This is a genomic window from Escherichia sp. MOD1-EC5433 (assembly GCF_002966005.1).
GTDB lineage: Bacteria > Pseudomonadota > Gammaproteobacteria > Enterobacterales > Enterobacteriaceae > Escherichia > Escherichia ruysiae.
Map to the genome: position 1 here is coordinate 59,947 of NZ_PTRL01000006.1, position 13,670 is coordinate 73,616.

Sequence of the window (13,670 nt, forward strand, 5' to 3'; positions counted from 1 at the left end):
CTGTTCTTCCGTTGCAAGACAGAAGAAGATATCTCTCAAATTTTGTGCTCGATCGGTTCCCTCTCCCTTGAGGGAGAGGGAGAAAACCAACCTCACGAATACTTTTTCGTCCGGCGCGTCGGCGCGGTGTTGGCGGGGTCGTCCGGCCAGACATGTTTGGGATAACGCCCCTTCATCTCTTTTTGCACTTCGCGATACGCCCCTTGCCAGAAGGCGCTTAAATCACGCGTGATTTGCAGCGGCCTTTGGGCGGGTGAAAGCAGCTCCAGCACCAACGGCACGCGCCCCTGGGCAATCGTCGGATTGGTGGCTTCGCCAAACATCTCCTGCATTCTCACCGCCAGCGCAGGGGGGTTATCTTCATGATAACGAATGGCGATCCGGCTTCCCGTCGGCACAGTGTAATGCGCAGGAAGTTCACTATCCAGCCGTTGCTGCATTCCCCAATCAAGTAATCCGCGCAGCGCCTGATAAATATCGAGTGATTTCAGACCTCGCAGTGAATGCACTCCGGTCATATGTGGCAGCAGCCACGTTTCCAGCGTCGCCAGCAAATTTGCCTCATCAACCGCTGGCCAGTCATATTCCGGTAGCCACTTCGCAGCACACAGCAAACGCAAACGTAGCTGTTCCGCTTCCGGCGTCCAGTTAAGTACGCTTAGACCTTTATCGCGAATACCGTTGAGCATTGCATGATGTAATTCATCTTCCGACGGTTTCGCCAGCGGCTGTACTTTTACTGTGAGCTGACCAATCTGCAGCCGACGCCAGGCTTTCAACGTACCTTGAACATCGTCCCATTCAACGGTGTCAGATTGATATAGCAGCTGCGGGCAGCGTTGTACTAACTCATCAATATCGACCGGTAGCGCCAGTAAAATTCGCGCATCCGGCGAGGAGCTGCCCTGCAATAATAACGGCGCTACCAGCCATTCATGGCGGCTTAAGGCATCATCGGTGTCCAGCATCGCTCCCATGCCGTTCGCCAGTTGATAGCGCCCCTCTTGCCCACGGCGGCGAGCAATACGATCGGCAAACGCCCTGGCGAGAAGCGGCGCGATAAGCGAACTGTCTGCCTCGCCACCACGCACATTTAAGCGTTTTAACAGTTGCTGACTGCGTTGCTGCCAGGCCGGTTGATTGCGCGAAAACACCACACCCAGATCGCTATTCCCCATCCGTGGCGGCTCTTCGAGAATGGCGGCAATTTTTGCGGCGGTCGCGGCTTCGTCGTCGCTATTCGCACTCACCAGCATTGCCGCTAAACGCGGGTCGTTACCCAGCGTCGCCATGTTCTGCCCTTTCGAGCTTAGCCGATCACCGTCCAGCGCCCCCAGCATTTGTAACAGACGTTTCGCCGCCTGTAGATTCACCGCTGGCGGTTGATCCAGCCAGCTCATCTGCGCCGGATCGCTGCATCCCCATTGCAGTAATTCCATCAGCAAACCGGAGAGATCGCTTTGTAAGATCTCCGGTTCACTTTGCGCGGCAGCGCGTTCTGACTGTTCTTTGGCTATCAGATGTAAACAAATGCCCGGCTCCAGACGCCCGGCACGCCCGGCGCGTTGCGTCATTGATGCCTGACTAACGCGTTGAGTAATCAGTCGCGTAAGCCCCGTGCGCGGATCAAAGCGCGCTACACGCTCCTGGGCGCTGTCTACCACCAGACGAATACCTTCAATAGTTAAACTGGTTTCAGCAATATTGGTCGCCAGCACCACTTTGCGCATTCCTTGTGGTGCGGGGAGGATCGCTTTTCGCTGATCGTTCAGCGACAACGCACCATACAGCGGGCAGAGCAACACATCACTGCCGATGCGCGAAGCCAGTTGTTCCTGAACGCGCTGAATTTCTCCGACGCCGGGTAAAAATAGCAGTAATGATCCGCTTTCCTGACGCAGCAATTCGGCGGTAGCAACCGCGACGGCTTCGTCAAAGCGTTGATGAGCAGGCAGCGGCAAATAACGGCGTTCAACCGGATAAGAACGTCCTTCAGAAACAACAACCGGCGCTTCTGGCAGCATCTGCTGTAAGCGGTCATTATCCAGCGTAGCCGACATAATCAGCAGCTTTAAGTCATCGCGCAGCCCTTGTTGCACGTCCAGCAATAGCGCCAACGCCAGATCAGCCTGCAAGCTGCGTTCATGAAATTCATCAAGGATCACCATACCGACGCCGCTTAGTTCTGGATCGCGTTGGATCATGCGCGTCAGTACACCTTCAGTAACGACTTCCAGTCGGGTATTCGGCCCCACGCAATTTTGCGCACGCATCCGGTAGCCAACCGTGTCACCAGGCTTTTCGTTAAGCAGCTCCGCCAGTCGTTGCGCAACGTTACGTGCCGCCAGACGCCGTGGCTCCAGCAGGATAATTTTTCCGTTAATGCCTGGATGCGCCAGCAGTTGCAGCGGCAGCCTGGTCGATTTCCCGGCTCCGGTCGGCGCGCTTAATAACACCTGCGGTGCGGTATCGAGAGCAGCAAGTAATTCAGGTAAGACGGCAGCAACGGGCAACGACGACACAAAACGCTCCTGAGGGTTAACATTCTTCGCGCCACATTGTAGCATCGCGGTAATTCATAACCGAGTGCCTCACATGTCTGAACCGCAACGGCTGTTCTTTGCCATCGACTTACCCGCAGAAATTCGCGAACAGATTATCCACTGGCGTGCCGCACAATTTCCGCCAGAAGCGGGGCGCCCGGTTGCCGCCGAAAATTTGCATCTGACGCTGGCGTTTTTAGGCGAAGTGAGCGCAGAGAAAGAGAAGGCGCTTTCTCTTTTAGCCGGACGTATTCGTCAACCGGGCTTCACTCTGACGCTTGATGACGCCGGTCAGTGGCTGCGTTCGCGCGTGGTGTGGTTAGGGATGCGCCAGCCACCGCGCGGCTTAATCCAGTTAGCAAATATGCTCCGTTCGCAGGCCGCTCGCAGTGGTTGTTTTCAAAGCAATCGACCGTTTCATCCGCATATCACCTTATTGCGCGACGCCAGCGAGGCGGTGACAATCCCGCAGCCTGGTTTTAACTGGTCATATGCGGTGACGGAGTTTACCCTCTACGCCTCCTCGTTTGCCCGTGGGCGCACACGCTACACGCCGCTAAAACGCTGGACACTGACGCAATAACAAGGGTTGTCACAATGAAATTTTCACCCCCTCTACAACGCGCCACGCTGGTTCAGCGTTATAAACGCTTTTTAGCCGATGTGATCACACCCGATGGCCGCGAATTAACGCTACACTGCCCTAATACAGGTGCGATGACCGGTTGTGCAACGCCTGGCGATACCGTCTGGTATTCCACTTCCGACAACACAAAACGGAAATATCCACACACCTGGGAATTGACCCAAAGCCAAAGCGGTGCATTTATTTGCGTCAATACACTTTGGGCAAACAGATTGACGAAAGAGGCTATCCTCAATGGGGATATTTCGGAACTGTCAGGCTATAGCTCGCTGAAAAGCGAAGTAAAATACGGCGCCGAGCGCAGTCGTATTGACTTCATGTTACAGGCGAGGTTTCGACCTGACTGCTATATTGAAGTGAAATCGGTTACGTTAGCGGAAAATGAACAGGGATACTTTCCCGATGCAGTCACTGAACGAGGTCAGAAACATCTTCGGGAGTTGATGAGCGTAGCAGCTGAAGGTCAGCGTGCAGTGATTTTTTTTGCCGTGCTGCATTCAGCCATTACACGGTTTTCACCCGCGCGCCACATCGATGAGAAATACGCGCAACTATTGTCAGAGGCTCAACAGAAGGGGGTAGAAATTCTGGCTTATAAAGCGGAACTTTCTGCTGAAGGCATGGCTCTTAAAAAATCACTGCCGGTTACATTGTAGTAAAGTAAGTAACTGGTTAATTTACATTCTGGTCGCGTGCGCAAATACGCTTTTCCTCACACAGTTGTCAAGTGTTACGTTTAGATAATTGCTATCCGGAAAAGCATCTGCTATTTATAGCGGCCTCATTTTTCCCCCGAACATGGGGATCGATAGTGCGTGTTAAGGAGAAGCAACATGCAAGAAGGGCAAAACCGTAAAACATCGTCCCTGAGTATTCTCGCCATCGCTGGGGTGGAACCATATCAGGAGAAGCCGGGCGAAGAGTATATGAATGAAGCCCAGCTGGCGCACTTCCGTCGTATTCTGGAAGCATGGCGTAATCAACTCAGGGATGAAGTCGATCGCACCGTTACACATATGCAGGATGAAGCAGCCAACTTCCCGGACCCGGTAGACCGTGCAGCCCAGGAAGAAGAGTTCAGCCTCGAACTGCGTAACCGCGATCGCGAGCGTAAGCTGATCAAAAAGATCGAGAAGACGCTGAAAAAAGTGGAAGACGAAGATTTCGGCTACTGCGAATCCTGCGGTGTTGAAATTGGTATTCGTCGTCTGGAAGCGCGCCCGACAGCCGATCTGTGCATCGACTGCAAAACGCTGGCTGAAATTCGCGAAAAACAGATGGCTGGCTAATTACAGCCGTTCCATCACGTTTACCACAGGCGGGAAATGCTCCCGCCTTATTTTTTGTTCAACGAGATGACAGACACACACTATATTGGTCGCTTCGCCCCCTCTCCTTCCGGCGAGCTTCATTTTGGCTCTCTGATTGCCGCGCTTGGTAGCTATCTACAGGCACGCGCCCGGCAAGGTCGCTGGCTGGTACGCATTGAAGATATCGACCCGCCTCGTGAAGTTCCCGGTGCCGCAGAGACAATCCTGCGCCAGCTGGAACATTACGGTCTGTACTGGGACGGCAATGTTCTCTGGCAATCGCAACGTCATGACGCCTATCGCGAAGCACTCGCCTGGTTACGTGAGCAAGGGCTAAGTTATTACTGCACCTGTACGCGTGCGCGTATTCACAGCATTGGCGGTATTTACGACGGTCATTGCCGTGAATTACATCATTCCCCAGAAAACGCAGCAGTACGCATCCGCCAGCAGCATCCGGTCACCCAGTTTACCGATCAGCTGCGCGGTATTATTCACGCTGACGAAAAACTGGCGCGGGAAGATTTTATTATTCATCGCCGTGACGGTTTGTTCGCCTATAACCTGGCAGTGGTGGTTGACGATCACTTCCTGGGCGTGACAGAAATTGTCCGTGGCGCAGATTTGATTGAACCGACGGTGCGACAAATCTCGCTGTACCAGCTTTTTGGCTGGCAGGTGCCAGATTACATTCATTTGCCGCTGGCGCTTAACGCACAAGGCGCTAAACTTTCCAAGCAGAATCATGCGCCTGCGTTGCCGAAAGGCGATCCTCGCCCGGTGTTAATCGCCGCGCTTCAATTTCTGGGTCAGCAGGCAGAAACACACTGGCAGGATTTCAGCGTCGAGCAAATCCTTCAGTCAGCCGTCAAAAACTGGACGCTGACCGCCGTGCCTGAGTCGGCAATTGTAAATTCAACATTCTCAAATGCGTCATGCTGAGCTATGATTAGCCGCTATTTTTTTGTCCTGAATGATGTTTGACACTACCGAGGTGTACTATTTTTACCCGAGTCGCTAATTTTTGCCGCAAGGTGCTAAGCCGCGAGGAAAGCGAGGCTGAACAGGCTGCCGCCCGTCCCCAGGTGACGGTGATCCCGCGTGAGCAACATGCTATCTCCCGCAAAGATATCAGTGAAAATGCCCTGAAGGTAATGTACAGGCTCAATAAAGCGGGATACGAAGCCTGGCTGGTTGGCGGCGGCGTGCGCGACCTGTTACTTGGCAAAAAGCCGAAAGATTTTGACGTGACCACCAACGCCACGCCTGAGCAGGTGCGTAAACTATTCCGTAACTGCCGCCTGGTGGGTCGCCGTTTCCGTCTTGCTCATGTGATGTTTGGCCCGGAGATTATCGAAGTCGCAACCTTCCGTGGACACCACGAAGGTAACGTCAGCGACCGCACGACCTCCCAACGCGGGCAAAATGGCATGTTGCTGCGCGACAACATTTTCGGTTCCATCGAAGAAGACGCCCAGCGCCGCGATTTTACTATCAACAGCCTGTATTACAGCGTCGCAGATTTTACCGTCCGTGATTACGTTGGCGGCATGAAAGATCTGAAAGACGGTGTTATCCGTCTGATTGGTAACCCGGAAACGCGCTACCGTGAAGATCCGGTACGTATGCTGCGCGCGGTACGTTTTGCAGCAAAACTGGGTATGCGCATCAGCCCGGAAACCGCAGAACCGATCCCTCGCCTCGCTACCCTGCTGAACGATATCCCTCCGGCGCGCCTGTTTGAAGAGTCTCTTAAGCTGCTACAAGCGGGCTACGGTTACGAAACCTATAAACTGCTGTGTGAATATCATCTGTTCCAGCCGCTGTTCCCGACCATTACCCGTTACTTCACGGAAAATGGCGACAGCCCGATGGAGCGGATCATTGAGCAGGTTCTGAAGAATACCGATACGCGTATCCATAACGATATGCGTGTGAACCCGGCGTTCCTGTTTGCCGCCATGTTCTGGTATCCACTGCTGGAAACAGCACAGAAGATCGCCCAGGAAAGCGGCCTGACCTATCACGACGCTTTCGCGCTGGCGATGAACGATGTGCTGGACGAAGCCTGCCGTTCACTGGCGATCCCGAAACGTCTGACGACTTTAACCCGCGATATCTGGCAGCTACAGTTGCGTATGTCCCGTCGTCAGGGTAAACGCGCATGGAAACTGCTGGAGCATCCAAAGTTCCGTGCGGCTTACGACCTGTTGGCCTTGCGAGCTGAAGTTGAGCGTAACGCTGAACTGCAACGTCTGGTGAAATGGTGGGGTGAGTTCCAGGTTTCCGCGCCGCCAGACCAAAAAGGGATGCTTAACGAACTGGATGAAGAACCGTCAGCTCGTCGTCGTACTCGCCGCCCACGCAAACGCGCACCACGTCGTGAGGGCACCGCATGACAGTGGCATATATTGCCATAGGCAGCAATCTGGCCTCTCCGCTGGAGCAGGTCAATGCTGCCGTGAAAGCATTAGGCGATATCCCTGAAAGCCGCATTCTTGCCATTTCTTCGTTTTACCGCACCCCGCCGCTGGGTCCGCAGGATCAACCTGATTATCTGAATGCTGCCGTGGCGCTGGAAACCACTCTCGCACCTGAAGAGTTACTCAATCACACACAGCGTATTGAATTGCAGCAAGGCCGCGTCCGCAAAGCTGAACGTTGGGGACCGCGCACGCTGGATCTCGATATCATGCTGTTTGGTAATGAAGTGATAAATACCGAACGCCTGACCGTTCCACACTACGATATGAAAAATCGTGGCTTTATGCTGTGGCCGCTGTTTGAGATTGCGCCTGACGTGGTATTTCCTGATGGGGACAATTTAGTTGGTCTTTTAAAAACAAAAGGCTTCAGTAAATTAAATAAATGGTAATTCATTTTTGCACTGAATATAAATTTTTTCTGAAAATACCCCCACCTCAATTGCCAAATAAATTCGATTAAGATAATAAGAGTTATCCTTTATTGGATATTAATATCTCTGAATACTCCCAACTTCCATACACCATCCTTCACCATTTTAAAATTTAGTTTTACTTAAAATCTAATTAAGTGGATTTATAATATTAGATATGCACAATATGCGGCTTAATGATGAATGGTTGTAACATTTGGTAAGTTCAGGCATCTATCATTAACAAACTTATTTGTTGCACATCCGTTATGTATTGACGCCGGTGTTACAAGATAAGTCATCTGCTTATGGAATATTATTCAAGGATTTTTATGTCTAAAAAATTAGGTTTTGCCCTGTCCGGCCTGGTGCTGGCAATGGTTGCAGGTTCTGCTTCAGCAGCTTTAGATGGTGGTCAGTTAAACATCAGCGGTCTGGTAGTAGATAATACCTGTGAAACGCGTGTTGATGGCGGCAATAATGATGGTCTGATCCTGCTGCAAACCGCTACCGTTGCTGATATCTCTGACGGCGTACTGGAAACAACCGTTGGTGCCAAAGCTAAACCTTTTAGCATCACTGTTGACTGCAGCAAAGCTAACCCAGCACCTGGCACTACCGCTGATATGACGTTTGGCACCGTTTTCTTTGGTAACAGCAAAGGTACGCTGAATAACGATATGTCCATCAACACCCCGTCTGTTGGTGTGAATATCGCTCTGCACAACATTGATGGTTCTACTATTAAACAAGTTAAAATCAATAACACAGGCGATATCTATTCAAAACCGCTGGATGCCACATCAAAATCTGCAACGTTTGATTTCAAAGCCTCTTACGTTCGTGAAGATGCAAGCACGGCTGCGACCGCTGGTTTTGTAAGAACCAATACAGCATATACCGTAACTTACCGGTAATTATTCATCAATCAAATGAATTGATTGAATTTATATAGGGAATAACATCCGTGAGAAAGACTCCTGATGTTTATTCCCTTGTTCCTATTAACTCTGTCAGGGATGGTTTATGTTTTTAAATACCAAACATACAGCAGCATTTTGTATCGCGGCTTGTATGGCTTTTAGCGCACCAGCGTTAGCGGATATTGTAATTTCTGGTACGCGTGTCATTTATAAAAGTGATCAAAAAAGCGTAAATGTTCGTCTGGAAAATAAAGGCAATAATCCTTTACTTGTTCAGAGTTGGTTAGACACGGGTGATGATAATGCCGAGCCAGGTTCTATTTCCGTGCCATTTACTGCAACTCCCCCCGTATCCCGTATTGATGCAAAACGGGGTCAAACCATCAAACTGATGTATACCGCCAGCACTCCTCTGCCAAAAGACAAAGAAAGTGTGTTCTGGTTTAACGTGCTGGAAGTTCCGCCAAAACCTGACGCCGAAAAAGTGGCTGATCAAAGCCTGCTCCAGTTGGCATTTCGCACCCGAATCAAACTTTTTTATCGCCCGGAAGGTTTAAGTGGGAATCCTTCTGAAGCTCCGCTAGCCCTGAAATGGTCCTGGGCTGCTGCTGGAGGCCAAACGGCATTACGCGTTTCTAATCCAACGCCTTATCACGTCTCTTTTAGTAGTGGCGATTTAGAAGCCAATGGCAAACGCTATCCGCTTGATATGAAGATGGTTGCGCCATTCAGTGACGATGTCATCAAGGTAAATGGTATCAGCGGCAAAACTGCCTCAGCAAAAGTGCATTTCTACGCCATTAACGATTTTGGTGGCGCAATTGAAGGCGAAGCCAGGCTGTAATTTGGCAAAGATATAACGTAGCAGGAAGCAGAACGTGCCCTATAAAACAACGATAATTCATCACAACCTCACGCAGATCGCTACGTTTTGCGCGCTGCTTTATAGCTCCAGTTGCCTAAGCGCAGAACAAGTTGAATACGACCCAACCTTCCTGATGGGACAGAATACTTCCAATATTGACCTTAGTCGATACAGTGAGGGCAACCCCACGCTACCGGGTATTTATGACGTAAGTATTTATGTTAATAATCAACCGGTTACCAATCAGAGCATCCCTTTTATTGTTGTTGAAGGGAAAAAAAACGCACTGGCCTGTATCACGCTGAAGAATTTGTATCAGTTTCACATTACGCCACCAGAGGCGATAAGCGAAACAATCGTCTTGCTTGAGCGTGATGAAGAACTGGGCGATTGCCTCAACATTGCAGCAATGATTCCACAGGCATCTGTCCGTTATGATGTGAACGATCAACGTCTGGATATTGATGTTCCCCAGGCATGGGTAATGAAGAATTATCAAAACTATGTTGATCCTTCATTGTGGGAAGACGGTATTAACGCCGCCATGCTGTCTTACAACATCAACGGTTATCACAGTGAAAGTCCTGACAGGAAAAATGACAGCATTTATACCGCATTTAACGGTGGCGTAAATTTAGGAGCATGGCGCTTGCGCGCCTCAGGTAACTACAGCTGGATGACCAATTCTAATGGCGATTATGATTTTCAGAATCGGTATCTACAACGCGATCTCGCTTCATTACGCTCACAACTAATTATTGGCGAATCATATACCACTGGTGAAACATTTGATTCGGTCAGTATTCGCGGTATTCGCTTTTATAGCGACAGTAGAATGTTACCTCCGGCGTTGGCCAGCTTTGCCCCGATTATTCATGGCGTCGCCAACACTAACGCAAAAGTTACCGTTACTCAGGGTGGTTATAAGATCTATGAAACGACTGTACCGCCTGGCGCATTTACCATTGATGATCTCAGCCCATCAGGCTATGGCAGCGATCTGATCATCACAATTGAAGAATCCGATGGAAGCAAACGCACTTTTTCACAGCCATTTTCATCGGTAGTACAAATGTTACGTCCAGGCGTTGGTCGGTGGGATATCAGCGGTGGTCAGGTATTAAAAGATGATATTCAAGATGAGCCTAACTTATTCCAGGCCAGCTATTACTATGGTTTAAACAACTACCTGACGGGTTATACAGGTATTCAACTTACCGATAATAACTACACCGCAGGATTACTGGGGCTTGGCCTTAATACCAGCCTTGGCGCATTTTCTGTCGATGTGACTCACTCCAATGTCCGCATCCCGGACGATAAAACATATCAGGGGCAAAGTTATCGTCTTTCATGGAATAAATTGTTCGAAGATACACGCACTTCATTCAATATCGCAGCTTATCGTTACTCAACACAAAACTACCTTGGCCTCAATGATGCTCTGACTCTGATTGATGAGGTAAAGCATCCAGAACAAGATCTTGAACCGCAATCCATGCGCAATTACTCACGCATGAAAAATCAGGTTACGGTAAGTATTAACCAGCCTCTGAAATATGAAAAAGAAGATTACGGTTCGTTTTATCTTTCCGGAAGTTGGTCTGACTACTGGGTTTCCGGGCAAAGTCGGAGCAATTACTCAATAGGTTACAGTAATAGTGCATCCTGGGGCAGTTATAGCATCAGTGCACAGCGTTCATGGTCTCAACAAGGTGAAGACGAAGACAGTGTTTATCTCAGTTTCACCATTCCTATTGAAAAGCTTCTGGGTACAGAACACCGCGATTCTGGCTTTCAGACTATTGATACTCAGTTAAATAGTGACTTTAAAGGCAACAACCAACTCAATGTCAGCAGCAGTGGTTTTAGTGAAAACAATCGTGTCAGTTACAGCGTGAATACTGGCTATACGATGAATAAATCCAGTAACAATTTGAGCTATATCGGAGGCTATGCCAGTTATGAATCCCCCTGGGGTACGTTGGCTGGTTCAGTTTCCGCAAGTAGCGATAACAGCCGTCAATTTTCTCTCAATACTGACGGTGGTTTTGTACTACATCGCGGTGGTCTGACATTCAGTAATGACAGTTTCAGCGACTCAGACACACTGGCAGTTGTTCAGGCCCCTGGAGCAAAAGGCGCTCGCATAAATTACGGTAATAGTACGGTCGATCGCTGGGGCTATGGCGTTACCAGTGCGCTTTCTCCTTATCATGAAAACCGCATTGCTCTGGATATTACAGATATTGAAAATGATGTTGAATTGAAAAGCACCAGTACAGTTGCCGTACCACGTCAGGGGTCAGTGATCTTCGCCGGTTTTGAAACGGTACAGGGACAATCTGCCATTTTGAACATTAAACGCAGTGATGGTCAAAACATTCCTTTTGCGGCAGATATATATGACGAACGAGGCAATGTTATTGGCAATGTTGGTCAAGGTGGTCAGGCTTTTGTTCGTGGTATCGAACAACAGGGAAATATCCAGGTTAAATGGCTCGAAGAGGGTAAACCTGTCAGTTGTCTTGCCCATTATCAACAAAATGCAGAGCCAGAAAAAATAGCACAAACGCTTATTATCAATGGGATTAGTTGTCAAATTCAGTAACCATAAGGGATGCAAATGATAAAAATGATACCGCATAAATTAGTGATACTGATGGGATTGCTATTATCACCATCAGCGTTCGCTGAAGATATTAATGTTGATTTTACGGCAACAGTTAAAGCAACAACCTGTAATATCACTCTGACTGCATTAAATGGCTCTAGCGTCACAAATGATGGAAACGATAATTACACATTAAGAATGCCCAATATGGGGCTGGATAAAATTGTTAATGCAGCAACAGAAGCCCAGGCAGACTTTAAATTAGTTGCCAGTGGGTGTAGCAGCGGAATCAGTTGGATCGACACTACCCTGTCAGGTAATCAGTCCGGCACCTCTCCAAAACTGATTATCCCACTTGCATCGGATTCCTCCTCAACAACCGATTATATAGGTATGGGAATAAAAAGGCAGAGTGCAGATGATTCAACATTTCTGAAACCAAACAGCGCAGAAAAAATTCGCTGGAGTTTAACAGAAATCAATACCAGTGGTCTTGCAATGACCGTTGCGCTACGCGAGACATCGGCAGGACAAGGCGTTCCAGGAAACTTTCGCGCAAAAGCGACATTCAATTTCATCTATGAATAATAAGGATGACAGTAATGATAAATAAAAAATTACGTTCTGGATTATCCATTGGTTTAGCTCTGGCGGTATTTCAGTTCACTAATCCTTTATATGCGGCTACTGATAGCCTTGGACTGACTGTTGTTACTACTGTAGAGATGGGGACCTGCGACGCAAAGCTGCTCAATGATAGCAATCAACCCATATCTGTTGTGGAATTTGGTGATGTTTATATTTCTGAAATCAATGCCAAATCCAAGATTAAAACGTTTAAATTACAGTTTAAAGACTGTGCAGGTATTCCTGGGAAAAAAGCCCAGATTAATCTGACTAAACGCGCAACTTGTGAAGGAATAAATAACGATGGTCCCGGTTTTGCCAATGGTTCTACCGGCACAGGTAAAGCAAGCGCCGTTGCCGTAGAAGTCTGGAGTACGACTACTCCCGCAGTAGGCAATGCGGCACAATTTAGTTGCGTTGCACCTGCAAATAAAGAAGTCACGATCGCAACTGCAACGGGCAACAATGTTGTGGATTACCCAATGAGCGCCCGCCTGGTAGTGGATAAAGACAAAACTGTCAGTAATGTCACCGCCGGAACCTTTTCTGCTCCGGCAACATTCACCGTAACCTACAACTAACAGGCCATCATATTCAGGAACTCACCATGCATCCCACCCAACGTAATATGATGAAAAAAACAGGTTTGTTTTTGTCTTTAATATTGTCCACGGCCTCTCCCGCTATTGCCGGCATGGATATTGATATGACGGCAAATGTAAAGAATAGTACCTGTCAAAGCGGAGTCAGTAATCTGGGTAATATCGATCTGGGGGTCGTCGGTGTGGGATACTTTTCCGATAATACATCCCCAGAAGATTATCAACCTGGGGGAAAAGAATTTACAGTTACTGTTACAGACTGCGCATTTCAGGAAACAGGAGATGTTCTCAGTCAGTTGCATATAGACTTCAGAGCACTCAATGGCGTGATGGCAGCAGGCTCCCAACAAATTTTTGCTAACGATAATGCGGCAGGGGCGACTAATGTCGGCGTAGTCATTTTTTCCATCCAGGATCCGGCAAATAAATTTAATGTTCTAAGTAGTACAGGAACTTCTCGATCATTCTATCCAGTAATGACATCAGCAATGAATAATTCCACCTGGAAATTTTATGCGCGAATGCAAAAAATCAATACTTCCGTGCCTATAACATCCGGACAAGTCACCAGTAATGTCTTAATTGATATTTATTATGAATAAATACGCTGATATTGGATAAGATAATTTTATGTTCAATGGAGT

General features: G+C 48.6%; 13 protein-coding genes. 12 read left to right on the forward strand and 1 reads right to left on the reverse strand.

The window, feature by feature from the left end; all coding sequences use genetic code 11:
• Positions 1 to 92: 92 nt before the first annotated feature.
• A complete protein-coding gene (gene hrpB / locus C3D30_RS13525) occupies positions 93 to 2,522 on the reverse strand; it encodes an ATP-dependent helicase HrpB (protein ID WP_010351088.1) in 2,430 nt (809 codons plus the stop codon).
• Positions 2,523 to 2,595: 73 nt separating this feature from the next.
• Between hrpB and thpR the strand changes: the two genes are divergently transcribed.
• The 12 genes from thpR to C3D30_RS13585 all read left to right on the forward strand — a co-directional run bounded on the left by thpR (position 2,596) and on the right by C3D30_RS13585 (position 13,628).
• A complete protein-coding gene (gene thpR, locus C3D30_RS13530; protein ID WP_001294673.1) occupies positions 2,596 to 3,126 on the forward strand; it encodes an RNA 2',3'-cyclic phosphodiesterase in 531 nt (176 codons plus the stop codon).
• A 14-nt stretch (positions 3,127 to 3,140) separates the two neighbouring features.
• Positions 3,141 to 3,845 (forward strand): DNA/RNA nuclease SfsA, encoded by a 705-nt coding sequence (gene sfsA / locus C3D30_RS13535; RefSeq protein WP_000672746.1) that lies wholly within the window; start codon positions 3,141 to 3,143, stop codon positions 3,843 to 3,845.
• 177 nt (positions 3,846 to 4,022) lie between these two features.
• Entirely contained in the window at positions 4,023 to 4,478 is a 456-nt protein-coding gene (dksA, locus tag C3D30_RS13540; RefSeq protein ID WP_001155227.1) for an RNA polymerase-binding protein DksA, read from the forward strand.
• A gap of 66 nt (positions 4,479 to 4,544) precedes the next feature.
• The gene (gene gluQRS / locus C3D30_RS13545) at positions 4,545 to 5,441 is read left to right on the forward strand and encodes a tRNA glutamyl-Q(34) synthetase GluQRS (protein ID WP_176242447.1); all 897 of its coding nucleotides are present in this window, start codon (positions 4,545 to 4,547) and stop codon (positions 5,439 to 5,441) included.
• 59 nt (positions 5,442 to 5,500) lie between these two features.
• Complete coding sequence (gene pcnB / locus C3D30_RS13550; protein ID WP_206748363.1) at positions 5,501 to 6,898, forward strand: polynucleotide adenylyltransferase PcnB; 1,398 nt, start codon at positions 5,501 to 5,503, stop codon at positions 6,896 to 6,898.
• Positions 6,895 to 7,374, forward strand: coding sequence for a 2-amino-4-hydroxy-6-hydroxymethyldihydropteridine diphosphokinase (gene folK / locus C3D30_RS13555; protein WP_105286983.1), 480 nt, complete (start codon positions 6,895 to 6,897; stop codon positions 7,372 to 7,374). Before pcnB ends, folK begins: the two co-directional genes overlap by 4 nt.
• A 353-nt stretch (positions 7,375 to 7,727) precedes the next feature.
• A complete protein-coding gene (locus C3D30_RS13560; protein ID WP_021550212.1) occupies positions 7,728 to 8,312 on the forward strand; it encodes a fimbrial protein in 585 nt (194 codons plus the stop codon).
• A gap of 109 nt (positions 8,313 to 8,421) precedes the next feature.
• Positions 8,422 to 9,162, forward strand: coding sequence for a fimbrial chaperone (locus C3D30_RS13565; protein WP_105285885.1), 741 nt, complete (start codon positions 8,422 to 8,424; stop codon positions 9,160 to 9,162).
• Between the two features lie 34 nt (positions 9,163 to 9,196).
• Positions 9,197 to 11,794, forward strand: a complete 2,598-nt coding sequence (locus C3D30_RS13570) for an outer membrane usher protein (protein ID WP_105286984.1) — start codon at positions 9,197 to 9,199, stop codon at positions 11,792 to 11,794.
• Positions 11,795 to 11,809: 15 nt separating this feature from the next.
• Complete coding sequence (locus C3D30_RS13575) at positions 11,810 to 12,385, forward strand: fimbrial protein (protein WP_016159368.1); 576 nt, start codon at positions 11,810 to 11,812, stop codon at positions 12,383 to 12,385.
• Positions 12,386 to 12,390: 5 nt separating this feature from the next.
• A complete protein-coding gene (yadL, locus tag C3D30_RS13580) occupies positions 12,391 to 13,005 on the forward strand; it encodes a fimbrial-like protein YadL (protein ID WP_105286985.1) in 615 nt (204 codons plus the stop codon).
• Between the two features lie 26 nt (positions 13,006 to 13,031).
• Positions 13,032 to 13,628, forward strand: a complete 597-nt coding sequence (locus C3D30_RS13585) for a fimbrial-like protein (RefSeq protein ID WP_000553774.1) — start codon at positions 13,032 to 13,034, stop codon at positions 13,626 to 13,628.
• Positions 13,629 to 13,670 lie beyond the last annotated feature (42 nt).